This is a genomic window from Streptomyces sp. CNZ287 (genome assembly GCF_007827615.1).
On record NZ_VISV01000012.1, the window covers coordinates 95,583 to 121,063 of the forward strand.

The 25,481-nt window shown below is 69.0% G+C and carries 19 protein-coding genes and 1 tRNA gene; 9 read left to right on the top strand and 11 right to left on the bottom strand.

Translation table 11 applies throughout. The features are described from left to right. Positions 1-22: 22 nt before the first annotated feature. A complete protein-coding gene (locus FB457_RS21700) occupies positions 23-1,864 on the bottom strand; it encodes a sugar-binding domain-containing protein (RefSeq protein ID WP_145782886.1) in 1,842 nt (613 codons plus the stop codon). 880 nt (positions 1,865-2,744) lie between these two features. Between FB457_RS21700 and FB457_RS21705 the strand changes: the two genes are divergently transcribed. From FB457_RS21705 to FB457_RS21730, 6 genes are all read left to right on the top strand, one after another. After that, positions 2,745-4,400 (top strand): hypothetical protein, encoded by a 1,656-nt coding sequence (locus FB457_RS21705; protein ID WP_145782888.1) that lies wholly within the window; start codon positions 2,745-2,747, stop codon positions 4,398-4,400. Between the two features lie 17 nt (positions 4,401-4,417). After that, entirely contained in the window at positions 4,418-5,386 is a 969-nt protein-coding gene (locus FB457_RS21710; protein WP_216725710.1) for a KamA family radical SAM protein, read from the top strand. Positions 5,387-5,395: 9 nt separating this feature from the next. Continuing rightward, positions 5,396-6,409, top strand: coding sequence for a D-alanine--D-alanine ligase family protein (locus FB457_RS21715; RefSeq protein ID WP_047016219.1), 1,014 nt, complete (start codon positions 5,396-5,398; stop codon positions 6,407-6,409). Between the two features lie 48 nt (positions 6,410-6,457). Then, entirely contained in the window at positions 6,458-7,207 is a 750-nt protein-coding gene (locus FB457_RS21720; RefSeq protein WP_052770310.1) for a sulfotransferase-like domain-containing protein, read from the top strand. A 69-nt stretch (positions 7,208-7,276) separates the two neighbouring features. Then, positions 7,277-9,079 carry an AMP-binding protein gene (locus tag FB457_RS21725; protein WP_145782890.1) on the top strand — a complete coding sequence of 601 codons (1,803 nt, stop codon included), beginning with the start codon at positions 7,277-7,279 and terminating at the stop codon, positions 9,077-9,079. Positions 9,080-9,088: 9 nt separating this feature from the next. Further along, complete coding sequence (locus FB457_RS21730; RefSeq protein ID WP_145782892.1) at positions 9,089-10,654, top strand: condensation domain-containing protein; 1,566 nt, start codon at positions 9,089-9,091, stop codon at positions 10,652-10,654. A gap of 13 nt (positions 10,655-10,667) precedes the next feature. Here FB457_RS21730 and FB457_RS21735 read toward each other — a convergent pair whose 3' ends face one another. From FB457_RS21735 to galU, 9 genes are all read right to left on the bottom strand, one after another. Further along, on the bottom strand, positions 10,668-11,513 hold the full coding sequence (locus tag FB457_RS21735) for a protein phosphatase 2C domain-containing protein (protein WP_145782894.1): 846 nt from the start codon (positions 11,511-11,513) through the stop codon (positions 10,668-10,670). A gap of 40 nt (positions 11,514-11,553) precedes the next feature. Then, a complete protein-coding gene (locus FB457_RS21740) occupies positions 11,554-12,909 on the bottom strand; it encodes an MFS transporter (protein ID WP_253911240.1) in 1,356 nt (451 codons plus the stop codon). Positions 12,910-13,131: 222 nt separating this feature from the next. Next, a tRNA-Ala gene (locus FB457_RS21745) sits at positions 13,132-13,205 on the bottom strand. A gap of 74 nt (positions 13,206-13,279) precedes the next feature. Further along, positions 13,280-14,551 carry a DNA polymerase III subunit gamma/tau domain-containing protein gene (locus tag FB457_RS21750; RefSeq protein WP_486589096.1) on the bottom strand — a complete coding sequence of 424 codons (1,272 nt, stop codon included), beginning with the start codon at positions 14,549-14,551 and terminating at the stop codon, positions 13,280-13,282. Between the two features lie 123 nt (positions 14,552-14,674). Continuing rightward, complete coding sequence (locus tag FB457_RS21755) at positions 14,675-15,253, bottom strand: GNAT family N-acetyltransferase (protein WP_047016224.1); 579 nt, start codon at positions 15,251-15,253, stop codon at positions 14,675-14,677. 35 nt (positions 15,254-15,288) lie between these two features. Beyond that, positions 15,289-15,855 (bottom strand): MogA/MoaB family molybdenum cofactor biosynthesis protein, encoded by a 567-nt coding sequence (locus FB457_RS21760; protein WP_047016225.1) that lies wholly within the window; start codon positions 15,853-15,855, stop codon positions 15,289-15,291. Further along, a complete protein-coding gene (gene moaC, locus FB457_RS21765) occupies positions 15,852-16,343 on the bottom strand; it encodes a cyclic pyranopterin monophosphate synthase MoaC (protein ID WP_145782896.1) in 492 nt (163 codons plus the stop codon). Before moaC ends, FB457_RS21760 begins: the two co-directional genes overlap by 4 nt. 91 nt (positions 16,344-16,434) lie before the next feature. Further along, positions 16,435-17,913: a molybdotransferase-like divisome protein Glp gene (glp, locus tag FB457_RS21770; RefSeq protein WP_145782898.1), complete on the bottom strand. Its 1,479-nt coding sequence runs from the start codon at positions 17,911-17,913 to the stop codon at positions 16,435-16,437. Continuing rightward, a complete protein-coding gene (gene galU / locus FB457_RS21775) occupies positions 17,910-18,818 on the bottom strand; it encodes a UTP--glucose-1-phosphate uridylyltransferase GalU (RefSeq protein WP_047019986.1) in 909 nt (302 codons plus the stop codon). The genes glp and galU overlap by 4 nt, the downstream gene beginning before the upstream one ends. A gap of 30 nt (positions 18,819-18,848) precedes the next feature. Here galU and FB457_RS21780 point away from each other — a divergent pair, with 30 nt between their 5' ends. Then, positions 18,849-19,526: a 5-formyltetrahydrofolate cyclo-ligase gene (locus FB457_RS21780; RefSeq protein ID WP_145782900.1), complete on the top strand. Its 678-nt coding sequence runs from the start codon at positions 18,849-18,851 to the stop codon at positions 19,524-19,526. A 25-nt stretch (positions 19,527-19,551) separates the two neighbouring features. Here the strand turns inward: FB457_RS21780 and FB457_RS21785 are convergent, their stop codons facing one another. Beyond that, complete coding sequence (locus FB457_RS21785; RefSeq protein ID WP_145782901.1) at positions 19,552-22,257, bottom strand: penicillin acylase family protein; 2,706 nt, start codon at positions 22,255-22,257, stop codon at positions 19,552-19,554. 157 nt (positions 22,258-22,414) lie between these two features. On the opposite strand from FB457_RS21785, the gene FB457_RS21790 reads away from it, so the two are divergent. Together FB457_RS21790 and FB457_RS21795 are read left to right on the top strand one after the other, a co-directional pair. Beyond that, the gene (locus FB457_RS21790; protein WP_047016229.1) at positions 22,415-23,917 is read left to right on the top strand and encodes a potassium/proton antiporter; all 1,503 of its coding nucleotides are present in this window, start codon (positions 22,415-22,417) and stop codon (positions 23,915-23,917) included. Between the two features lie 252 nt (positions 23,918-24,169). Further along, positions 24,170-25,429 carry an MFS transporter gene (locus FB457_RS21795; RefSeq protein ID WP_047016230.1) on the top strand — a complete coding sequence of 420 codons (1,260 nt, stop codon included), beginning with the start codon at positions 24,170-24,172 and terminating at the stop codon, positions 25,427-25,429. Positions 25,430-25,481: the final 52 nt, after the last annotated feature.

The window sequence follows — 25,481 nt, forward strand, 5'->3', positions numbered from 1 at the left end:
ACGCGCACACCCCGGCACGGATCTACTCCCCCTCGAACGCCGCCGGCCGCAGCTGCGCCTCCCGTACGCGCCGCACGTCCAGCTTCTCCGACCGGTCGAACCGGTAGATGCCGTTCTGCTCCTGGAAGACGTCCGTCAACTGCGTGTAGCAGTAGCCGAACATGTCGGGGTCACCGAGCAGCACCCCCGTCAGCCCGGCGAACCGCTCGTGGAACGCCTCCTCGTCGCGCGGCCGCTGCCCGTACCCCCACGACACCAGCCGGTCCTCCCCCGCGGACGCGGCGTCCTCGGGGTTCCACCAGATGCCGCCGAACTCGCTGCAGAAGTAGGGCTGTCCGCCGTACGGCAGCGACCAGGTCTGCCCGGCCGCCTCGTCCTGCGGGTTGACGAAGGGGGTGCCCGCGCGCAGCCCGGCCATCAGCTCGCCGAACGCCTGGGGGTCCTGCTCGTAGCAGTGCGAATCGTAGACGTCGGTCTCCGGTACACGGTGGGCGTAACCGGAGGCGTCGAGCACGGGCCGGGAGGTGTCGGCGGCCTTGGTGGCGAGGAACATGGCGCGGGTGACGTCGTCGAGGACGCTCTGCCGGTCGGTGAGCACCTGCCGGGTCTCGTTGAGCGGGCACCAGCCGATGAGGGCGGGGTGGGAGTAGTCGCGTTCGACGGCCTCCAGCCACTGGGCGACGAAGCCGGCGGTGGGCTGCTGGTTGTCGGGCCCGACCGGGCCTCCGGTGCTGGCGCCCCAGTCGCCGAACTCGCCCCAGACCAGGTAGCCGAGGCGGTCGGCGTGGTGGAGGAAGCGCTCCTCGAAGACCTTCTGGTGCAGGCGGGCGCCGTTGAAGCCGGCGGCGAGGGAGAGTTCGATGTCGCGGACGAGGGCGGCGTCGTCGGGGGCGGTCATGAGGCCGTCGGGGTAGTAGCCCTGGTCGAGCACGAGCCGCTGGAAGACGGGCTTGCCGTTGATCAGGATCCGCTTGCCGTCGACGGTCACGGCGCGCAGCCCGGCGGTGCAGACGGCACGGTCGATCACGGTGCCGTCGGGACCGGTCAGTTCCAGTGCCAGCTCGTACAGATGCGGATCCTCGGGGGACCAGGGGCGGCGGCGTTCGTCGGGTACGGGCAGGACGAGACGCGGCGCGAGGTCGAAGTCCGCGGCGACGGCGGCCTCGGTGACGACGCCGTGCCCGTCGCGCAGCTCGGCGCGGACGCGGTGGCCGGTGCGGCTGCCGGCGAGGGGGACCTCGACGTGGAAGCAGCCGGCGGCCAGGTCGGGGGTGATGCGGGGGCGCCGGAAGTGCGTGTCCGCGACGGGCTCCAGCCAGACGGTCTGCCAGATGCCGGTGGTACGGGTATAGAAGCAGGCGTGGTTGTCGTACGCGGTCGACTGCTTCCCCCGCGCCTGCGGCCCCTGAGCCGCGTCCCGCGCCCGCACCACGACGACGGCTTCCTCCCCGGCCCGTACGGCACCGCCGAGATCGGCGCTGAACGGCGTGAACCCCCCGCTGTGCCGGGCGACTTCCCGCCCGTTGACCCACACGGTGGCGTCGTGGTCGACGGCCCCGAAGTGCAACAGCACCCGCCGACCGGCCCACGCCTCCGGTATCCGCACGGTGCGGCGGTACCAGACGGCGTGGTGGAAGTCGGTGTCCCCGATCCCGGACAGCTCCGACTCGGGACAGAACGGAACCACGATGCGCTCGGGCAGCTCGCTGTGGGCAAGCCCGCGCTCGAACCCGCTGTCACCGGGATCGCGGGCGAACTGCCAGATGCCGTTGAGGTTGAGCCAGTCCGCCCGGACGAAACCGGGCCGGGGGTACTCGGGCCGTGGAGTCCCCGCGAGGGCCGAGGGAGCGTGCGAATCGGGCATGGCGAAGGGTCTCCTGGGGGAGGACGTCAGATCGGACGGGATGCGGTCCCTGCCATCACAGCACCAAGATGCAACGTTGTAAACCACACCCGAACCGGGCAGCCACTCCGGGCTGCGTAACGTTAAAATCACGGGGAATCCACCGGTTCGGCGACAGCAGCCCTCGCGCCGAGGAGTACGCGCTGCCCGTGGAGGACTTGACCTTCACCGGCAGACCGCCGGCAGCGACTGCCCGAGTGCGGGACACCGGGTTCTTCCCGACGGCGAGGGCCTCCGGCCGCCCGGGTGGGGCGGAGCGGCCGCCGGTACATCGTCGAGAGACCATCGACGAGCAGTTCTCCCTCTTCGAGCGCAGCTCATCCCCATCCCGACGCCCCCGGCCTCCACCGTCAGGCATCCCCCTCTTGGTCGACAACCCTCATACCAGGGCTTCACCGTTCCGTCGGCCCAAAGGGGCTGCCCAAGCTGGGGCTTGGAAAAACGTCCAGGGTCAACCCTTCAACTGGAGCTCCGTTGCACACGTCGCCCCCCTGCCAACCCATCACCCTGTGACGACCAGCACCTTCACATGATCAGCAGGACTGAGTACCACCTCGGGGCCGCGACCTCAAGGCAGTTCACACACCGGCCGGAACGCATCCTGGACCAAAACGGAAACGGGCAATGCAGGAGGCGGCATGGCACCGAATCGCCAAACGCGTCCAAACCGGAACACACCAGACTCCTGACACAAGATCAAGTCCGCTGAGTTATTGCCCTCTTGAAACATGTCATCCGCTGTCGCATCATCAAGCTAGCCACTCGTAACCGCCTCGCCACCCCCCGTTACCCCACGATCCCGTGCGATCTCCGGCCCACGCCGTTACGAATCGGAGCTGACATGTCGGTACTGCATCTCGACGCCGCTCTAAGGCGGTTGAGTCAACCGGAAGGCGCCTCCCCCGATGAGTTGCGTGCCGACCTGGACGCCGTCGTGCACCATCTGAGATCCGCGCACGCCAACGGAATCCGAGCTGCGCAAGCGTCGTCGTTCGACATTCTCTCCGAGAATGTGAAAGTTCTCATTCTTCAGCAGTTCTTTCATCACTCGCAGGCCGGAAGTCACCAGACGGACTACGACCGGGAGATGGTCGTCCAGCTGCTGTCGGACTGGTTCAGCATCAAGATCGACGAGTCACCCTTCGCTGAGGAGAACGCAGCGAACAGCACGACCAGGATGCACCCAGGACGGAGCGGGGCGGAACCCGTCACGCTCACATTCGGCGACACCGAGATCTGTCTGATCATGAGCGATGAGGTGTGCAGTGCCGCGCATGAGCTGGTCAGGTCCGTTACCCACGATGCTGTGCTGACCACCGACGCGACCTCACCCCCTTGCGAACTGGCGGAGTTTGTCCCGCTGTGGCTGAAGGACCGCAGCCGTGAAGCGCGAGACCTCTATATCGACAACGCGGCCGGCTCGGGCCCCGACCACCCGATCGCGCGCTACTTCACATCCATAGAGACAGCGCTTGCCACTGCTGGGGTCCGCCTCTTGGAGGGCTCTACCGAGATGGCAATCATAGCGAACGGCGACGGGCTAAGATATCACCGCGACAGACTGGTCAATCAGTACGCGCGCCTGGAAAACGCACCGGAAACACGCGGCACGTACGAGGTGATTCAATACCTCACTCTGATCGACTGGGATATGCAGCCGGAGTGCATGTCCGGCACGGCCCTGGATCATCCCAACGGGGATCGATACTTGTTCGCGCTGTGGCCGGGGGAGGTCGTGGGACTGTTTTTCAGCGAGCCCGCACAGTTCCCTGGCCCCATGATGATGCCGTACCATTGCGCACTGCCCGTTTTCGACCGCAGCGCGGCACGCACGACGGGCACAGCCAAGGGAAAGCGATTCAGTGCCTTGGTGCGGGGTATCGCAAAAACCGACCAGGTGCGAGCGCTACGTGAGGGCGCACAGCGCATCGCGGTCAACGAGGTACGCGAGGAACATGAGGGTGTACGGCGATATGCCAATGGTGTGAGCGTCAGGACACCGGAGTCATTGCCCGAGACCGCCCTGGTTCCTGTGGCTGCGCCGGATCGCGTCTCGGAAGGGCTGTCCTTGGTCGAGTTGGACGCCGAGGCAAACCGCGAGCTGGCGTCCCGCGCATGCGTTGGCGATACCGGCGGAGTGCGGCTGTTCCGTCTGGAGAAGCATGGCGAGGGCTTTTCCGATCTCGCCACGGCCATGCGGGAGTTCGTGGGGCCTGATACTGAGATCTCGGTCATCAACCGTTCACACCGAGGCGGGCAGAGCGAAACCTGCTACCCCGTGGCGTTCGACGCGACCCAGCAGGGATTGCCCTGGATTCAGCTCTGCCGCGCGCAGCCGGGAACAGTATTCACAGTTCCCCCTGCCGCACGTGACGCGCTTCGGATGCCGCCCACCGACGACATCCTCCACCGGCCGGCGCTGCTCGACTCCTTCCACTCTCTCAGTTCGGCTCGGCCAAGATTGGCACTGGTGGTCGATGTCTTCGTGAAACCATGACGACACAAGGAGAATTCATGGACGAGGCAAGGTTCGCTGAGAAGACCACTTCCCACCTGCGCCAGCTCGCTGAAACAAGCGACGCGATCAAGACCATGTATTTCTTCGACCCAGAGACTGAGGACATACCGGCGGACACCAACCGTGACCTGCTCAACGAGAAGGTCAACACACCGATCTTTGGTACGGTGCGCAAGTTCGACGGGCGACTACTCGTGCTGCTCTCCTACACCTGCGCAGCCAACTGCCGCTACTGCGAACGACAGGACCGCGTGGGAGTGGGGCTCGACCGGGTCGGCCGGCTCGGGACTCCGCAGATCGACCGCATCGTGAAGTACATCGCGCAAGACCCCACCTTGTACGAGATTATCGCCAGCGGCGGCGATCCGCTGGTGAACCCTAAGGGTTTGGAGTACCTTTTCGAGTCGCTGCAAGCCGTTGAGCATGTGAAGGTGCTTCGCATCCATACTCGCTTCCCGTTGCAGACACCGCGACAGGTCAATATGGACCTGATGCGACGGCTGGCCGTGATGAAGCCAACGGTCTACCTGAGCCTCCACATCGACCACCCGGACGAACTGACCCCGGAGACGGTGGAGTTGATCAGGGAATTCCGAAGCGCCGGATTCATCCTGATCTCCCAGAGTGTGTTCCTCAAGGGTGTCAACGACAGCGCCGACACCCTCGCCGATATGTTTACACGCCTCTTCCAGCTGGGCGTGCGACCGTACTACATCTATCACTGCCAGCGCATCCTCACGACCGAGCGGTTCGAGATGGAATTGGCGGACGAGATCGCCATCATGTCAGAATTACGCGAACGGTTGAGTGGACTCGCCTTCCCACAGCACGTCCTGGATCTTCCCTCGGCACGCGGAAAGGTTCTCGTCCCCTCCAACCACTGGAGGTTCGACCCGACATTTACACGCGACTTCGACGGCACCGAGCTCAGCACGATCAGCTGGTCACCCCGAGAGCCGGAATGAGGTGGGCTTATGGTCGTGCTGCTTCACCACGTCCCCGACCCGGAGGTGCGTACCTGGGGAGATCTGACACCACAGGTACTGGCGAATTTCGAGACGGTCGACAGCATCGCAGCAATGGTGGATCATATCCGCCCATACATTCCCGGACTCACCGCGGTCAATGTGGCAGACGACGACTGGCGGTTACGCACATTCGGTCACCGGGTATTCAACTACACGTACGCATTCGGAATGCTGGCCGACAGCGCGCTGCCGACCGTGGCCCTCGAAGGTGCCGGTGCGGACTATTTCGGCGCCCGCCCTCAAGGGCTGTATTGCAGTGCTAACAAGCCATACTGCAGCGATCTCATGGCAGCGCTCGGCTTCCGCTGTCCGAAGCAACGCATAGTGGCCGGCCGGATGGACGCAGCACAGGCCGAGAAGGTGAGTCGGGAGTTTGCCGGCAGCGAGCAGCTCGTAGTGAAGCCAGCATGCGAGGACTCCAGCGTTGGGCTCAGCCTGATCAACAACGCTCCCACCGAGATCCGTACGGCGGTCAATGGTCTGCACGAGATGCTGCAGGGTGTGGTGCTGCTTCAGGATTACGTCGAAGGACAGGACGTTACCGTACCGGTCATCGGGCGGAGCCAAGCCCGCTGCCTGCCTGCCCTCACATTGTCGCACGAGACACCGCTCTCCGGACCATTTGTCTTTGACGCGCAGGCTAAGGCGACCAAGGAGAAAGTGCACTATGAACCGGTGGCCGACTGGCCCCGAGCTCTGCGTGAGCACCTGTACGCCATGGCGACCACTGCCTTCGGCGCCGTCGGTCTGCGTGACTATGCACGACTGGACTGCCGGGTCACCCCGGCCGGCGAGTGCCTGTTTCTGGAAGTGAACGCCAATCCTCAGCTCGGCCTCAGCAAAGCGTCTTTTGCGGTATCGGCGCAAGCAGCGGGAATGACTCTGGGCAAGGTGGTTCAGATGATCGTCGACGACGAACCGCTGCCGTTCGGCGACTCCCCGCTCCAGGTCGGGCTCTGATGCCGGCCCACGATGTGGAAAGCGGAAAGCACCAGTATGCATCGGCCTGTGACGCAGAGCGTGGACGGCGGACAGCGCATTGCCATGTGGTCAGGGCCCCGGTCCCTGTCGACGGCCATGCTGAGGTCCTGGGAGAACCGGCGAGACACCACGGTCAGCGACGAGCCCTTCTACGGCTACTATCTGAGGACTACCGGGGCTGACCGTCCCGGACGTGAGCATTCACTGGCCACCATGCCGACCGAATGGCGGACAGTCGTGCGGGATCTGGAAGGTCCGATCCCGAATGATCGCGCTATCTGGTTCCAGAAGCACCACGCATTGCATATTCTCCCAGATGTTTCCAGGGAGTGGATTCCGATGGCTGCAAACTTCTTCCTGATCCGGAATCCACGCCACGTGGTTGCCTCGTACGCACGCATCCGGCCGATCTTCACAGCCGGGGACCTCGGCTATGACGCCATGGTAGATATCTTCCGCTGGATCGGAGATCGCACAGACCAGGAGCCCCTCGTAGTCGACGCCTCCGATGTGCTGGCCGACCCGGAAGGCCAACTCAGGGCACTGTGCCGTGCGCTGGGCGTCGACTTCCAGATGTCGATGCTCTCCTGGCCGGCAGGACGGCGAACCACCGACCCGGAGCCCGGCGACCCCTGGTACGCACATGTCCAGCGCACAACGGGTTTTGGGCGCCCCACAGAAGCGCCTCGGGCACTCCCAGACCAGTACCTGGAGATCGTGAAGGCATGTGAACGCTCGTACCGCTTCCTACACGAAAGGCGCCTGCGGCTGACCTGAAGCGCGCGGGGCTGTCGTGATCGGCATCGATCGCCTGCGTTGCATCGACTGCGAATCAAGGAGGAATCCATGAACTCTCCATCACCGACTCGTGAATTCTTGGAGAGGGCCTGGCTTGCGGCCCTGGATATGCCTCCCACCGATTTTCTCCCGGAAGACGCCAAGTTTTATGATCAAGGCGGCACCTCGCTACGTGTCATCATGCTCCACACTCTCCTCGAAGAAGGTCTGGACGTATCCGTGGATATCGTCGAGCTCTTTGATTCTTTGGCTACTCTTCGATTCGGTGACTGGGCCAAGCAGGTAATGGAATCAACTTCCCAAGTCACGGGATCGAAATCCGGGGTCTCCTTGCCCACGCCGTCGGCGGGACGCGTCGGTGCGGGCGACGAGCTCGCTGTGGCGCTTCCATCGGGAAGTCACGTCGCTGGCGTCCCGGACAGGTCGGGTCTCGTCTCCATCGGCGACCGAATTGCGGTTCTGGCCCGTGAGTTCCCCGACCGCACCGCGCTCATCGAAGTGCGGCCCGACGGCACGGAGATTGTGCTCACCTGGTCCGAAGCACTTGACCGCATCAACGCTGCCGCCCGAGCGCTGGAGAAGCGCGGTGTGGGAGAGGAGAGCACGGTCATCGTCGGTCTGCCCAATGGCATCGACCACGTCGTGACGACCCTGGCCACATGGATGCTCGGGGCTCGCGTCATTCCGGTGAACCCAGCCCTACCCGAGCGTGAGTATACGGAGCTCATCGGCAAGGTACCCGGAGCATTCGCCGTTGGCACACGTCCTTCAGAAATCCAGGTCACCGAGTTGGACGGTGAGGACCGGTCCTACGTTCCGGCCCGAGGCGTACCTCGTTCAGCGGCACTCACAGGCGGCAGTACCGGCACTTCACGGATCGTATGCCGTCGGCACCCGTGGCTCTACGATCCGGAGCAGAGCACACCTGCTGGGTATGAGCTACCGGGATTCCGTTTCGGCCAGGTGCAGCTCGTCGCACTGCCTATGTACCATGGCGGGTTCCTTGAGCTGCACAACGGCCTTGCCATGGGACACACGGTCGTCATCATGGTGAGTTTCGCCCCCACTCTGCTCCTGCGGCTGGTCGAACGGCATCGGGTGAATTTCTTCCTGCTGGTGCCGACACAGATGCGCGCCGTCGCCGCTGTCCACGACGTTCCGCGCTACGACTTGAGCAGTGTGGAAGCCATGTACCACCAGTCGGCCAAGTGCCCCGAAGCGGTGAAACGACGCTGGCTGGAGATCCTGCCCCCTGAGCGGGTGTACGAGGATTATGGGTCTGTCGAGAATGTCGGCTACCTGCGGATCAGAGGTGACGAATGGCTTGAGCACCCTGGGAGCGTGGGACGACCAGGAAACGGCGTGGAGGTACGGGTAGTCGGTGACGACGGGCAAGACGTTCCGCCGGGCACCGTCGGGGCGATCTATCTGAAGTCGCCCGGTGCGGTCCAGCCCACCTACCTCGGAGGCGGCCCCGATCTGCCGGAGAACGACGGATTCCTGACCGTCGGCGACCTGGGCTACCTGGACGAGGAAGGGTATCTGCACCTCGTCGATAGGCGGTCCAACGTGATCAACGTCGGTGGCCTCAATATCCATCCGAGCGAGATCGAGGACGTTCTGCTGGAGCTGGACTCGGTCGCCGATGCAGCCGTAACGGGACGTCGGCACGCGATCCTCGGAGAGCGTGTGCACGCACTGGTGGTCCGTGGCTCCTCCGGGCTCACTGAGGAGCAGCTCATGGCGCACTGCCGGGCGCGCCTGGCGTTGTCGAAGGTTCCGCATGCCTACGAGTTCGTCGACCAGCTTCCGCGCGACAGTTCGGGCAAGCTCCGTCGGCATGAACTGTAGGCGGCGCCCGTGCCAGCAGTCGAGAAGACTTTCCCACTCAACACGGCGCAGTTGCGGAACTTGCGAAACTGGTTGCCGCGCGAGCGTGCGGAGAAGGTTATCCCCCTTGTCATTGTGCCGGCCGGCCCTCTGGACCCTCACCACGTTCAACAGGCTCTGGAGCAACTGGTACTGAGGCACGAAGCGTTGCGGTCTCGGATCCTTCTCGACGTGGAGGCAGACGGACGCTGGGTACAGCAGGTACTCGCGCACGAGGACGTCACGGGTTCGCTGGCCGTGTTCGTCCCGGTGACCACCGGAGCTGAGGTCCGTCAACACGCGCGGTCGGCGCCTCTACCTGTGGAGCCGACGCAGGAGGCCGTCCGTGCGATGATCTGCATCCGCGACGGTGTCGTGTGTCTGCTGAAGATCTCGCTTTCCCACGTATTCACAGATGCGATCGGCGCTCGCGCCGTCGAGAACGACCTCAGAGCGCTCCTCGCCACAGATGGTGTCGTGCTGCCTCCGGCGCCGCAGGCCAGCTCGTTCGCCCGTGGGCCGGCGGATCCGACGGTGCGGGCCAACACCGAGCGGTGGCAGGCTCTGCTCGCGAGGGCCCCACGCACCTGCACCTTCGCTCCCGCAAGCCGGGAGAGCCACGAGCGAGTGGAGCACGCCGTCCTGCCTCTGCCGGCGGCGAGCACCCGGGGGCTCGCCGCCTTCTGCGAAGGCTCGGGAAGGCCCGCGTCGCTGGTGTGGACGGCGATTGGCAGTGCGCTCGTGCAGATACTCACCGGTCAGTGCGACCAAGTGTTCCGCTCCACATATGGCAACCGTACGCGTCCGGACAGTCTCGCGGCTGTCGCTCAACTTGCGCAGGCGACGTACGTTCCGCTCCAGGGAAGTGCCTGCGACAGCTTCCGGAACCGTCTCGACATGATCGCCCGTGCGGTCCTCCCGACCTATCGCCTGGGCGAGTACGACGCGAACGCGCTGCTCGACTGGTTGAACGCCCCCGAGAATGCCCGCGGTACCGTCTTCCAGCCCGCGTTCGAGATGAACTACGTTCCGCCGATGCCTGGCGACGCCGCTGAGCGGGGCGATCCGGTGTCAGCCGAGACGTACCAGTCGTGGATGCGCATTGATCCGCTCGCGGGCAAGGCCGACCTGGCTCTGTCGATCACTCATGAACCGGACCCCGTTCTGCTGCTCAGCGCCCGTCGGCCGCTTGCCCTGCACCGGGGTGCAGAACAGCTCGCCCAGGACTGCCTGCAACTCCTGCGGGCACTGATCACCTCGCCCGACTCACGGATCGCCCTGTCCGGTGTCTCCCGGCTGCACACCCTGGCCGGACTCACGCCGCACCACAGCGGCGCCATGATCGATCTGGAGGCAATCGAGCGAATGGTGCTGTCTGTGCCCGGTGTCCGCTCCTGCCGACTCTCCATTCGCAGATGCGGTGAAGCATGTTCCGTGCATGCACACGTGCATGGCCGGAACTTCGGCGGACCGGAGAATCTGCTCAGCCTGCTCCGGAGCCGCCAACGCTGGCATTCCGGGTGCGTGGTACCCGACTCCATTGACCTGGCGCGCTGATATCCGTCAATCATCACCATCGCAGATATACGGCCGAAGCATCATCGCGGGCCTTTCGTCGTGGAAAGCGTATGCCTTGGGGATCAGCGTCCTCAGCCGAGCGCACCTGCCTGACGAGTTCGGAAGTCCCCCGGGTCCTCAGCAGCGCCAGCAGATCTTCCCAGCCGCCGAACCCGAAGAGGTCACGCCAACGCGCCATCCCGTCGGTCAATGCCGCGGCCGAGCGGAGTTCTCCCCGTGGCCGGCTGCCACAGAGCGTGTAGTCGGCGACAGCCGGATCGCCGGAGACCGTGTGGAATCCGCTGGGCGTATTGCGGAAACCGTCCACCAGGTCGCTGTAGGCGCGAACAGCCCGCTCCCGTTCCACAGAACCGACCGGCCACGCTTCGTACTCGGCACGGAGCCGGCTCACCTCGGGCCGGCTCAGCACCCTGTCCAAGCTCGACTCCAGCACCGCCTCGACGGCACCGTCCGCATTCTCGAACAGCAACGTCGCGTCCGAAATCACCAGGTAATCGACCCGGTTGGCATCCCAGCGCAGCGCGACCATGGTTGCCTCCGGCGCTCCTGGCGCGGTGGGCGCACAGCCATCAGCGTGTGCTGCCGCCGTCCTCGTGACGGCCTGCGCCAGGCAGTCGGCGAGGGATCCTTCGCGCTGGCTCTCAGCTGCCCGCGCCATTTCATCGGCAATCCTTGCCGCGAACCAGGCCACCCCGTGCCGGCAGACGGAAGGCCCTGCCGGTGTGACGCCGTCGACGACCACGGCGATGCCGTCATTCCCGGCCGACATGCATACCCGGGTGTGGTCTTCGTTGCGACGGCCGCTCTCCGCTGGTTCACTAAGAGTGTCGACAATCATTCCTGATTCCTGATTCCTGATTCCTGGGACATCTCCATCCTCACATTGGTGCACGCTCTTTGGACAGGGGGTCTCGAGGAAGCCGATTGATCGGGCGGGTCAACAACAGGACGGCACACACGACAACGCCCATGCAAGCCGATACCAGCAGCACGTGACGTGGTCCGAGCCATTCACCGGCGGGGCCTGCTGCCGCTCTGCCGGCCGGCGCCATCATCAAAGAGCCGGCCACATCGAACGCATGCACCCTGCTCAACACCTCCACAGGGACGTGAGTCTGCACTGTGGTGTGGAACATCACCAGCCAGAAAGCTCCGCCCGCACCCGCGCAGGCGTATCCCGCCGCCACCCAGCTCACGGGAAGCCCCAGCGCCACCGTCAGCGGGGCCAGCACCACGCCACCGTATGCAACCGCGCCTGTGCGCAGCGGAAACGTTGGCCTGAAGCGCGCCGCGGCCAACCCGCCCACCACGCTCCCGAGGCCGAAGACCGACATCACCATACCGAACGACGTCTTGCCATGGTCCTCGACGATCGTGCTGTACCCGAGTGTCTGATTGGGGCCGAGCACGGTCAGCGCTCCCAGCATGAACGTTGCCACCACCGCGGTCAGCCATGTCCTGCCCCTGAACTCCCGCCACCCCTCTCCGAGTTCTCGTCGCAGGGAATGCCGGCCGTCGCTGGTCGGAGCGGCGGACGGGCTCAGGCCCCGCATCAGCATCAGACACAGGCCACTGACGCCGTAGGTGAAAGCGTCCACGGCCAGCACGGCCGGCGGCGAGGCGACCGCGAGAAGTACGCCGGCAAGAGCCGGGCCGAGCACGGCCATCGTCGACTCCGCGGTCTCCTGGGCGGCGTTAGCCTTCTGCACCTGGCTGGTCAGCCTCGGCACGATGCCGGCCACGCCCGGCTGGAACGTGGCCGACCCGAGTCCCACCAGTGCGAGCAGTGCCAAGATCTGCCCCAGTCCCGGAGTTCCCAGGAACAGCAGAGCGGCGAGCGCGCCTTGCAGCACCAGCCGAGCTACGTCGGAACAGACCATCATGATCCGCGGACTGAACCTGTCGTTCAGAGCCCCGCCGACAACGACGAAGACGACGAAAGGCGCGATATGTGCGGCTAGCGCATAACCCACGCCGCTCATGCCGTACCCGGCGTCGAGCATCGCGACCGTTATCGCCATCGGTAGCATCACGTCCCCGAGCAGGGACGTCGCGCGAGCCACAAAGAAGAGGCTGAAGTTGCGGTTCCACAGCTGCGGCGGCGCGATCACCGGGGCTGCGCGCACCACCGTCGGGGCGACTTCTCCGCCGTCCGCCTCCATCACCACTCCCGTCCCGACAATGGCAAGATCAAGTTCTCCGTTCCGATCGACGCCCTGCGTGAAGACCGACAACCGGCGAGGCCGCAGGAGTGTGACCCCCCACCTGCGGTCCCTGCGGCATGCCCGCATCTCCAACGCGACCCCGTCCCACCACGACGCCGCGCGCTCCCCGGAGCCCGAAGAGCCGACATCCGGACTCACCACCGCCCAAACGACGAGATCCCGGCGAGACAGTGACTGTCTCGCCGGGATCTCGTGAACCGTTCCCGGGTGAACCCGTGAACGACCCTGAAGTGGACCTGTGGGGATTTGAACCCCAGACCCCCTCGATGCGAACGAGGTGCGCTACCGGACTGCGCTACAGGCCCTCACAACGGAAGGAACTTTAGCATCCCCGGTCTGTGGCCAGGAAATCGGTTCCCGTCGTGGGCGAAAGCGTGCGCTACTCGTTCGCTGCGCGGCGGCGGGGTGGGTCGGCGTACTGGTCGAAGAGCGGGGTTCGGTTGGTGGGGCGGCGGGGTGGGGGGGCCGCTTCGGAGGTGGGGTCGGCCGGTGCGGGCTCCGGGTGGGGCTGCTGGGGTTCCGCCGTGCTGGAGCGGGCCGAGCTCCACGTGTCCGGGGCGTCGAAGTCCAGACCCCGGGTGGCGCGGGGGGCCACCGGAGCCGTGACGTAGGTCGGCAGCGGCACCGGTACGGGCTCCCAGCCGGCGTCCGCCGGGCGGTCCCGCTCGCGCTGCTGGTCGACCCACTCCGCGTGGTCGGTCTGCTCCACCAGCGCCCTGCGGTCCGCCTCGTACGCCGCCGCCGGGGCGTCGAACGGGGCTGTCGCGGACGGGTCGTCCTCGGGGCCGGCCTCCGCGTCCCGGTGGTCCCCGTCACCGCTGCCGGGCGCGTTCTCCTGCGGCCGGCGCGGCGCCGCTTCGCGGTCCTCACGCAGCCGGCGGGCCGCCGCCTCGCCGCGGGCCTGGTCCGCGGTGAACGTGCGGCGGCGGCGCTCCTGGGTGCGTACGCGGACCACGTACGCCGTGAGCAGCACCACCGGGAGCACGACCGCCCACAGGAAGCGCGGGCCGCCCACCGAGGCCGCCACCGCGCCCGCCGTCAGCGCCACGAACAGCAGCGTCAGCGTGCGCCTCCGGCGCGCGAGCACCCGCGCGCGCGCCCGGCGCTCGGGAGTGGGCAGGGACTGCGAGTTGCGTACGGACGGCGCGGGGGGGTTCCCCTCAGGGGCGCGGGGGTCCGCGGTCGCGCCTGCCTGTGCGTCCGCACGCCCCGCCGGAGCCCCCTCCGGCTCCTCCGCCGCCCGCGCCGTCACGCCCTGGCGCGCCACCGGCGCCGCCGGGGTCTCCTTGCGGCTACGGCGCGGGGCTACGGCGCGGGGGTCGGTCACGGGCACGGCAGCGGCCCGGACGTCCACCACGCCGCCTGCGGCGGGTGCGGCATCCGGGCTCTCGTCGTCGCCCCCGGCGTCCTCCCCGGAACCGGAAACGGGTCCCGGGGCCAAGCCCGAGTCCGCGTCCGCACCGGAGTCGGCGCCGTCCCGGTCCTGGCTACGGTCCGCCCCACCCCGTCCGGTCAGCAGCCGGATGGCGGTGCTGAAGCGTTCCGTCGGACGGGCTTCGTTCAGCTCGTCCTGCCTACGGAGCCACATCGGCACCAAGTAGGCGGCCCAGGCCCCGACGATCATTGCGTAGATGAGGCCGCTGCTGCTCACGCCTTACACGGTAGAGGCCGCGGCGACAGCGCATGGGCCAATTGGCTCGGTGTGTCGCACCATCTGGCTGATATCTCGGCCTTTTCTTCTGACTTTTTACGCCCGCACTATCGAATATTTGTTTCATTTCTCCGAGTGGCGCAGCCCTCGCCACCGGTTGACGAGCCCCTCCGGGACTTCCTCCGCGGTCAGCACGAACACCAGGTGGTCGCGCCAGGCCCCGTCGATGTGCAGGTAGCGCGGGCGCACGCCTTCCTCGCGAAAGCCCAGCTTTTCCACCACGCGACGGCTCGGCATGTTCTCGGGCCGGATGCAGACCTCGATTCGGTGCAGCCCCACCGTCCGGAAACAGTGGTCCACGGCGAGGGCCACCGACGTCGGCATCACGCCGCGGCCCGCGTAATCGCGGTCGATCCAGTAACCGACGTGTCCGGAGCGCATCGAGCCCCATGTGATACCCGCCACGGTCAACTGCCCGCACAGCGTGCCCTCGTATTCGATGACGAAGGGGAGCATCCTTCCGGCGCTCGCCTCGCTGCGCAGATGCCGGACCATCTGCCGGAACGTGGGGCGGCGGGTGTGCGGGGTGCCGGAGGGCGGGGGCGGGAGGGTGGCCTCCCAGGGGCGCAGCCAGTCGCGGTTGCGCTGGTTGATCTCCCGCCAGGCGCGCTGGTCGCGCACGCGGATGGGGCGGAGGGTCACGGGTCCCTCCGCCAGCACCGCGGGCCAGGACGCGCTCAGTGGGCACCGCCGGGGTGTCTGTGACGGCCGTCGTCGGCGCGCGGGGCGTCCTCCGCACGCGGGCCGTCGTCGCCACGCGGGCCGTCCTCCGCGCGCGCGTGGTCGCCCCCGTGCACCTGGTCGACCGCGTGCGGCAGCAGCCGCGCGAGCACCGCGAGCCCGTCGCGTACGCCCCCGGACGAGCCCGGGAGGTTCACGATGACCGTACGGTCCGCCACCCCGGCGAGCCCGCGGGAGAGCGCGGCGGTGGGCACCTTCGCGTACCCGTACGCCCTGATCGCCTCGGGTACGCCCGGCAGTTGGCGGTCGAGCACCCGGGCGGTCATCTCCGGGGTGCGGTCGGTCGGCGAGACACCGGTGCCGCCGGTGGTGAGGACCACGTCGTAGCCGGCGGCGACCGCCTCGCGCAGCGCCGCCTCCACCGGCTCGCCGTCCGGCACCACCAGCGGGCCGTCCGCGGCGAAGCCCATCTCCGTCAAGCCCGCGACGAGCAGCGGGCCGCCCGTGTCCGCGTACACCCCCGCGGCCGCGCGGTTGGACACCGTGACCGCCAGGGCCCTCACGACCGGCTCCAGTCGCCGGACTTGCCGCCGGTCTTTTTCTCCACCCGTACGTCCGTGATGACCGCCGCCTTGTCGACGGCCTTGACCATGTCGACCACGGTGAGCGCCGCCACCGACACCGCGGTCAGCGCCTCCATCTCGACGCCCGTACGGTCCGTGGTGCGCACGGTCGCCGCGATCTCCACGGCGTCGTCCGCGACGGCGAGGTCGACGGTGACGCCGGAGAGGGCCAGCGGGTGACAGAGGGGGATCAGCTCCGGGGTGCGTTTGGCGCCCATGATGCCGGCGAGGCGGGCGGTGGCCAGGGCGTCGCCCTTGGGCAGCGTCTCGCCTGGCGCGGTGCCGCGGAGCAGGTCGACGACGCGCGGCGAGACGAGGACGCGTCCGGAGGCGCGGGCGGTCCGTGCCGTGACGTCCTTGGCGGAGACGTCGACCATGCGGGCGGCGCCCGTGTCGTCGAGGTGGGTCAGGCGGCTTGGCTGGCTCATGGCGTCAGGAGCTCCTGGGGTGAATTCGCGCGGAGCCACGTTACCTCCACGGCCCGCGGTCCGGCTCCGCGCGTTTCCCGGCCCCCGCCGCTCAGTCGAGGAGTACGACGTCCACGGGCGCTCCCGGCGTCACCTCCGTGGTCTCCTCCGGTACGACGACGAGCGCGTTGGCGCGGGCCAGCGCCGCGATGAGGTGGGACCCGGAGCCGCCGACGGGGGTGACCGCCCCGGGGCCACCGGGGCCCGGGACACCGGAGTCCGTGCCGGCCGGGTCCGTGCCGCCGTCCGCCGGCTCGTGCTCGTACCAGCCGCGGAGGAACTGCCGGCGGCCCGCGGGCGAGGTCAGCGTCTCGGTGCCGGCCAGCCGGGCCCGTACCACCGGGCGCTGCACCGGCTCCACGCCCATCAGCCTGCGGATCACCGGGCGGACGAACATCTCGAAGGAGATGTACGCGCTCACCGGGTTCCCGGGGAGCGCGAAGAGCGGGGTGCGGTCGGCGCCGATGCGGCCGAAGCCCTGCGGCTTGCCCGGCTGCATCGCCAGCCGCCGGAACTCCACTCCGCCGCCCGCCTCGCCGTCCAGCTCGGCCAGCGCCTCCTTCACCACGTCGTACGCCCCGACGCTGACACCGCCGCTCGTGACCAGCGCGTCCGCGCGGATGAGCTGGTCCTCCACGGTGGCGCGCAGCGTCTCGGCGTCGTCGGCGACAGCGCCCACGCGGTAGGCGATGGCGCCCGCGTCGCGGGCGGCGGCGGTCAGCGCGTAGCTGTTGGAGTCGTGGATACGTCCCGGGGCGAGCTGCTCGCCCGGGGGCACCAACTCGCTGCCGGTGGACAGCACGACGACCCGCGGGCGCGGGCGGACCCGCACCGTGCCGCGGCCGATGGCGGCGAGCAGCCCGATCTGCGCCGGGCCGAGCACGGTGCCGGCGCGCAGCACCAGGTCGCCGGCGAGGACGTCGCTGCCGCGGGTGCGCACGTACCGGCCGGTGCGGGCGGGCTCGTAGATCCGCACCGCGCCGCCGGCGCCCGCGGGCGACTCGCTGTGCGGGCGCATGGCGTCGACCCGGCCGCGGCCCGTGCCGCCGTCGGTCCACTCCACCGGGACGACGGCCTGGGTGCCGGGCGGCAGCGGCGCGCCGGTCATGATGCGGGCGGCCTCGCCGGCGCCGACGTGCGGGAGTTCGGCGCCGCCGCCCGCCGGTACGTCCCCGACGACGCGCAGGACGGCGGGGAACTCGTCGCTCGCGCCCTCGACGTCGACGGTGCGGACCGCGTACCCGTCCATGGAGCTGTTGTCGAACGGGGGCAGGGCGACGGCCGCGGTGACGTCCTCGACGAGGACGCAGCCCTGGGCATCGAGCAACTGCATCTCCAGCGGCTCCAGCGGGCGGATCTGCCGCAGTATGTCGTCGATGTGCTCGTCGACGGACCACACCCCGGCGGGCCCGCGCCCCGGCCGGTCCTCCCCGGCCGCGTCACCGGTCGCCCGTGGAGCGCCGTCCGGCTCGTGCCCGGTCTCCGGCTCCTGCTCCCCCGCGTCCGTCGCCCCCTTCACCGCCCCGCTCAATCCGCCATCTCCTCCGCCACGTACTTCCGCAGCCACGCGCGCAGGTCGGCACCGAGGTCCTCGCGCTCGCACGCGAGGCGGACGATCGCCCGGAGGTAGTCGCCGCGGTCGCCCGTGTCGTACCGCCGGCCCTTGAACACCACGCCGTGCACAGGGCTGTCGAGCGCCTCGTCCGTCGCCAGGCGCTGCAGGGCGTCGGTGAGCTGGATCTCGTTCCCCCGGCCGGGCTCCGTCGTGCGCAGCACGTCGAAGACCGCCGGGTCGAGCACATAGCGGCCGATGACCGCATAGTTACTGGGCGCGTCGGCGGCGGCCGGCTTCTCGATCAGGCCGGTGACGCGCACCACGTCGCTGTCCGCGGTGGTCTCCACGGCCGCGCAGCCGTAGAGGTGGATCTGCTCCGGGTCGACCTCCATCAGCGCGATGACGCTGCCGCCCTGGTCGGCCTGGGCGCGCACCATGCGGGCCAGCAGCGGGTCGCGCGGGTCGATCAGGTCGTCGCCGAGGAGGACGGCGAACGGCTGGTCGCCGACGTGCTCGGCGGCGCAGAGCACCGCGTGGCCCAGGCCGCGGGGGTCGCCCTGGCGGACGTAGTGGATGTTCGCCAGGTCGTTGGACTCCGCGACCTTGGCCAGGCGCCCGTCGTCGCCCTTCCTGCGCAGGGCCTCTTCCAGCTCGTGGTTGCGGTCGAAATGGTCTTCGAGCGGGCGCTTGTTCCGCCCGGTGATCATGAGGACGTCGGTGAGTCCGGCCGAGACGGCCTCCTCGACGACGTACTGGATCGCGGGCTTGTCCACGACGGGCAGCATCTCTTTCGGCGTCGCCTTGGTCGCCGGCAGGAAGCGGGTACCGAGGCCGGCGGCCGGGATGACAGCCTTGGTGATCCGAGTACGCGAAGAATCCATGTTCAGCACCATAAGGGTAGGTACGGACAAGTGGGCAGCGACCAGGCCAGAAAGGCGGCGTTGCGCCGCACCCTACTCGCGGCGCGGGCCGCCGTGCCGCCGGGTGAGGCCGAGGTGGCGGCGCGGCGGCTGGCCCGCCGGGCGCTGGGGCTGCCGGAGCTGGCGGGCGCGCGGACGGTCGCGGCGTACGTGTCGGTGGGGCGCGAACCGGGCACGCGCGAACTGCTGGAGGCCCTGCGGGCGCGCGGGACGGCGGTGCTGCTGCCGGTGCTGCTGGCGGACGACGACCTGGACTGGGCGGAGTACGGCGGTCCCGGCGCGCTGCGGCCCGCCGGGCGCGGGCTGCTGGAGCCGGCCGGGCCGCGGCTGGGCACCGAGGCGGTGCGGGCGGCGGACGCGGTGCTGCTGCCGGGGCTGGCCGTCGACGGCCGGGGGCTGCGGCTGGGGCGCGGCGGCGGGTCGTACGACCGGGTGCTGGCGCGGCTGGCGGGCGGTGCCGGCGGCGGGGGTGCCGGCGGCGTGAGCCCCCGGCGTACGGGCGCGGAGACCGGCGCGCCCCCCGCCGATGCGCCGTCCGCCGCCGGGCCCGCCCTCGTCGTGCTCCTTTACGACGGCGAAGTCCTCGACCACGTACCGGCCGAGCCCCACGACCGCCCGGTGACCGCCGCCGTGACGCCCTCCGCGGTGCACCGCTTCCCGCCTCCGTAGCCGCCGGGGCGCCGGCCCCGTCGCCTCACGGCGACAACGTCATCGTGTCCTCAGCGGCCTCCTGCACCGCCTTGTCGGAGAACGCCCACTCGTACAGCTCGCCCTTCGCCCACGCCGTCGTCTGGTCCGTGTAGTTCGGGTGGAAGGCGTGCCCCGAGGCGCCGGAGAGGTTCACCCAGCCCGAGGCGTCGAGGTCCGCCAGGTCGACCACCATCCGCATCGACGGGACCCACAGCACGTCGTAGCCGCCCGCCGCGTTCCAGCCGGTGGCGTTCACGGCGGCCTCGCCGCCGCTGAGGTTCCACGGGCCCCGGTTGAGCAGCCACTGCACGACGCCGGGTCCCTCGGTGCCCAGCGTCTGGTTGCGCAGCATCAGCCGGTGCAGCCGGCCCCAGGACCAGGTGTCGATGTCCTTGCCCAGCTCGGCGGTGAGCTCCCAGCGGGCGTCGTTCATGGCGTGCTCGAACAGCTCGTCGCGGTTCTCGTCGAGGGGCTCGCCGTCGCTGCCGGTGGTCTTCCACCAGCGGTTGTCCTCGTCCTTGAGGATGCTCCGCACGACCTCGTACCACCGGTCGCCGCCGTCCGGCTGGGCGGCGTCCGCGTCGCGCTCGCCGCACTCGCGGACGGTGGCGGGCCCGTCGGGGTTCGCGGCCGGGTTGGCGGGAGGCACGTGCAGGCACTCGCCGTCCGGGCGCAGCTCCTTGGGCATCTTGTCGCCGAAGGAGAGCTTGAGGATGTTGCGCCAGACGGCGTTGAAGTACGCGGCCGCGGAGGAGTCGGTGTCCTGGCTGTAGTCCCAGTCCTTCAGCAGGTCCTGGGCCTCGCGCACCATCGGGTCGTCGATCTCGATCTCCAGCAGCAGCGGGGTGAGGAGTTCGGCGATCTCGCTGTGGTTGTCGAGCTGCATGGTGCGCATGTCGTCTGGGGAGATCTTCCCGCCGTCCTCGATCTTCTCCTCGATGAGGCCGGAGATGCGGTGGCTGCGGGCGCCGTAGCCGGGATCGGTGGTCAGAAGATACGGGTAGTCCTTCTCGTCGACGACGGCCTGGTTGGCGGTGACGATGTAGCCGCGGTCGGGGTTCAGCTCCCAGGGCAGCGCGTCGAAGGGGATGTAGCCGTCCCAGGAGTACGCCGGGTTCCAGCCGGGCGCGGGCAGGCTGCCGTCGCCGCTGCCGCGCTGCGGGATCCTGCCGGGTGCCTGGTAGCCGATGTTGCCGTCGGTGTCGGCGTAGACGAGGTTCTGGGAGGGGACGGCGAAGTCGCGGGCGGCCTGGCGGAACTCCTCGAAGTCCGCGGCCTTGTTGATCCCGAAGACGGCGTCCATGGTGCTGGACGGCTCCAGGGCGGTCCAGCGCAGCGAGACGGCGTAGCCGTCGCCGCGGTCGGGCGCGGAGTTGCCCACGGGGGCTTCCTTGCCCACCTCGGCCATGTCGTCGCTGCGGTCGGAGATCACGGGTCCGTTGCGCGTGGTGCGTACGGTGATGCGTTTGTCCTCGCCGCCCGCGACCTTGATCAGCTCCTCGCGGGTGCCGAACTCGCGCGTCTTCCCGTCGTACAGGTAGCCGTCGTCCTCGACCTTCTCCAGATACAGGTCGGCGACGTCGGCACCGAGGTTGGTCAGCCCCCAGGAGATGTCGGCGTTGTGACCTATGACGACGCCGGGCATGCCGGAGAAGGAGAAGCCGCTCACCTCGTACGGGCACTCGTCGCTGACCCGGGTGCACTGCAGGCCCATCTGGTACCAGACGGAGGGGAGCTGCGCCGAGAGGTGCGGGTCGTTGGCGAGGAGGGGTTTCTCCGTGGTGGTCAGGTCACCGGAGACCACCCAGGAGTTGGAGCCGATGCCGCTGCCGCTGGGGCCGAGGAGGGCGGGGATGTCGTCCATGGTCTGCGCCAGCGAGCCCATCTGGCTCCTGAGGCCCTCGGAGGCGGTGCTGTACGTGTTCTCCACCCCCTGCGCCCCGCCGGCGCTCTGCGGCTCGTAGCCGCCGGTGGTGGCGGTGCCGCCCTCCACGATGGGCTTGTTGCGCTTGTACGGGTACGGCGGGTACAGGTCCGCGATCTCGCCCTCGTCGAAGCGCTGGGAGAGCAGCGAGCGATCTATCTCGTCCTCGACGTTGGCCCGCAGGTCCCACGCCATCGCCTTCAGCCAGGCGACGGAGTCGACGGGGGTCCACTTCTCCGGCTCGTAGTCGTTGACGAACCCCAGGGCGGCGTACTCCACGGACAGGCTGGAGCCGCTGTGGTCCGCGAGGTAGGCGTTGACCCCGTCGGCGTAGGCCCGCAGGTAATTCTTGGTCTCCCCCGAGAGCTCCTCGTCGTACTCCTTCTGCGCCACCTGCCGCCAGCCCAGCGTGCGCAGGAACTCGTCCGTCTCGACCTGGTCCTTGCCGAACATCTCCGACAGCCGGCCCGACGTCATGTGCCGGCGGACGTCCATCTCCCAGAAGCGGTCCTGCGCGTGCACGAAGCCCTGCGCACGGAAGAGGTCCTCGGCGCTGTCCCCGTAGAGCGTCGGCACCCCGCGGGCGTCGCGCTTGACCGTGACCGGCGAGGCCAGGCCGGGAAGTTTGAGCGATCCGGTGGTCTGCGGGAAGGAGTCGCGCACCGTGCTGACGGTCCAGAACGAGGCGGCGCCGACGCCCAGCACCAGCAGGGTGGCGAGCCCGATCGCGACGAAGATGAAGCGGCGCCTCTTGCCTGCCGTGCGGCCGTTCTCGTTGACGGGCATGCCTGTCCTTCTGGAGCCAGCGGAGCACTTGCTGGAGCAACCTTAGGCGCCCGGTCAAGGGGCTCCGAACGGCCCCTGCGCTGTCCCCCGAAGCAGCAGGCGGGCGGTCGCTCCGGGTAAATTCTCCGTCAAGGCGGATCAGACGAGAGGGAGAAAGCTGTCAGTCGAAGAGCTCAACAAGCTCGCGCTCGTCGCCGCGCTGGTGCTCCTGGTCGCGGTCGCGGCGGTCCGGCTCGCGTCCCGCAGCGGCCTGCCCAGCCTCCTGCTGTACATGGGCATCGGCGTCCTCGTGGGCGAGGACGGCCTGTTCGGCTACGACTTCGACGACGCAGAACTCACCCAGGTCTTCGGCTACGCGGCCCTCGCACTGATCCTCGCCGAGGGCGGCCTCGGCACGAAATGGAGTGAGATCAAACCCGCCCTGCCCACGGCCGCCGTCCTCTCCACGGCGGGCGTCGCGGTGAGCGTCGGCGTGACGGCGACCGGCGCGCACTACCTGATCGGCCTGGAGTGGAAGCAGGCGCTCATCATGGGCGCCGTCGTCTCCTCCACGGACGCCGCGGCGGTCTTCTCCGTGCTGCGCAGGGTGCCGCTGCCGAAGCGGATCACGGGCGTGATGGAGGCCGAGTCCGGGTTCAACGACGCGCCCGTGGTCATCCTGGTCGTCGCCTTCTCCACCTCCGGGCACCTGGAGTCCTGGTACGTCCTCCTCGGCGAGATCCTGCTGGAGCTGGCCATCGGGGCGGCGCTGGGGCTGGCGATCGGCTGGCTGGGCTCCATGGCGCTGCGGCACGTGGCGCTGCCGGCCTCCGGCCTGTACCCGATCGCCGTGATGGCGCTGGCCATCGTCGCGTACGCCGTGGGCGCCCTGGCGCACGGCAGCGGCTTCCTGGCGGTCTATCTGGCGGCGATGGTCCTGGGCAACGCGAAGCTGCCGCACTGGTCGGCGACCCGCGGCTTCGCCGACGGAGTGGGCTGGCTGGCGCAGATCGGGATGTTCGTACTGCTCGGGCTGCTGGTCACGCCGCACGAGCTGGGCGACGACATCGTGCCCGCGGTGATCGTCGGGCTGGTGCTGACGATGGTGGCGCGGCCGGCGTCGGTGATCGTGAGCCTGCTGCCGTTCCGCATCCCGTGGCGGGAACAGGCGCTGATGTCGTGGGCGGGGCTGCGCGGCGCGGTGCCGATCGTGCTGGCGACGATCCCGATGGTGAACGAGGTCGCCGACTCGGGCCGCGTGTTCAACATCGTCTTCGTGCTGGTCATCGTCTACACGATGGTGCAGGGGCCGACGCTGCCGCTGGTGGCCCGGTGGCTGCGGCTCGGTGACGGCGACGAGGCGTACGACCTGGGCATCGAGTCGGCGCCGCTGGAGCGGGTGCGGGGGCACCTGCTGTCGCTGTCGGTGCCGGAGCGGTCGCGGATGCACGGGGTGGAGGTCGGCGAGCTGCGGCTGCCGCCGGGGGCGGCGGTGACGCTGGTGGTGCGGGACGGGACGAGTTTCGTGCCGGCGCCGACGGACATCCTGCGGCGGGGCGACGAGCTGCTGGTCGTGACGACCGACGAGGTACGGGACGCGACGGAACAGCGGCTGCGGGACGTCGGACGGGGCGGCAAGCTGGCGCGGTGGCTGTCGGCCGACGAGCGGCGGGGGCGGTAGGGTCGGGGTGGAATTCGTACGAACAGTTGTCTCTGTCTGATGCAGGGCCGGCGCGCCTGACCGGTGCGCACAGCGGACGGCCCTCGGTGCGCGGCACTACCAGGCAGCAGGAAGGACCGGGCCGTGTCGCGCCCGTCTCAGCCTCCGCCTCCGGGATCCCCTTCTCCTTCGCGATCCCCTTCGTCTTCGGCATCCCCTTCACCTTCGGGAACTCTCTCCGGTGCACCCGGCGCACGGCCCGGTTACCGTCAGTTGTTGCGCACGCCCGGGGCGCGGAGCTTCGTGTTCCCCGGCTTCGCCGCGCGGCAGCCGTTCGCGATGCTGACCATGAGCATCGTGCTGCTCGTGGAGCCCGCCTCCGGCTCGTACACCCTGGCCGGCACGGTGGCCGCCGCGGCGGGTCTGTCCATGGCGTTCTGCGCCCCCGTCAGCGGCAAGCTCACCGATCGCTACGGGCAGCGCACGGTACTGCTGCCGAGCGTGCTGCTGCACACCGCCGCAGTGGCCCTGCTGAGCGTGCTCGCGCTGGCGGGTGCGCCGGGGTGGGCGCTGGTGGCCGCGGCGGTGCCGACGGGTGCGTCCATACCCCAGATCGGGCCGATGGTGCGGGCCCGCTGGTCGCATCTCTTCGCCACCGGACCGGATCCGCGCTCCCCGCTGCAGCACACGGCGACGGCGTTCGAGTCGGTGACGGACGAGTTCACGTTCGTCGTCGGGCCGGTGCTCGCCGCGGCCCTGTGCACGGGGGTGCATCCGGCGGCGGGGCTGGCGGCGGAGGGAGTGCTGACGCTGGCCGGCGGGCTGCTGTTCGCGGCGCAGCGGCGGACGGCGCCGCCTGTGGGGCACGCGGATCGCACGGGCCTGCCGCGCGGACGGCGGGCCTCCGCGCTGCGGGCGCCGGCGCTGCCGGTGCTGGTCGCGGCGTTCTTCGGGGTCGGCGCGGTCTTCGGCGGCATGCAGGTGTCGCTGACGGCGTTCAGCGAGTCGATCGGCCGCCCCGGGCTGAGCGGGGTCCTGTACGGGGTCTTCGCCGCCGGCAACATGCTCGCCGGGGTCGTCATCGGCATGGTCCACTTGCGCGGTCCGGCGCAGCGGCGCCTGCTCGTCGCGTACCCGCTGCTGGTCGCCACCGCCTCGGGGCTGTGGGCGGTCGCGGGTCTCGAGTCGGCGGCGGCGCTCGGCGGGCTCGGCCTCGCGGTGGGCGTGTGCATCGCACCGGCGCTGATCACGGGCTTCACGCTGGCGGACGCGCTGGTGCCCAGGGAGGCGCGCACGGAGGCGTTCACGTGGCTGACGGGTGCCGTCGCGCTGGGGCAGGCCGCGGCGACGACGGCGGCCGGTCGGCTGGCGGACGGCCCGGGCGCGAGGGCCGGGTTCCTCGTACCGCTGGCGGCGACCGCGCTCGCATGCGCCACACTGCTTCTGCTCCGGCGGTGGCTGCGGCCTGCGGACAGCCACGGAGTGATCACGGTCCGTGCCGGCGGGCGCCTCGTACCGGCGCCGGTGGACTGACGGGCGGGAATGCTGCATGATGAAGCGTCGTTAGCACTCAACAGTTGAGAGT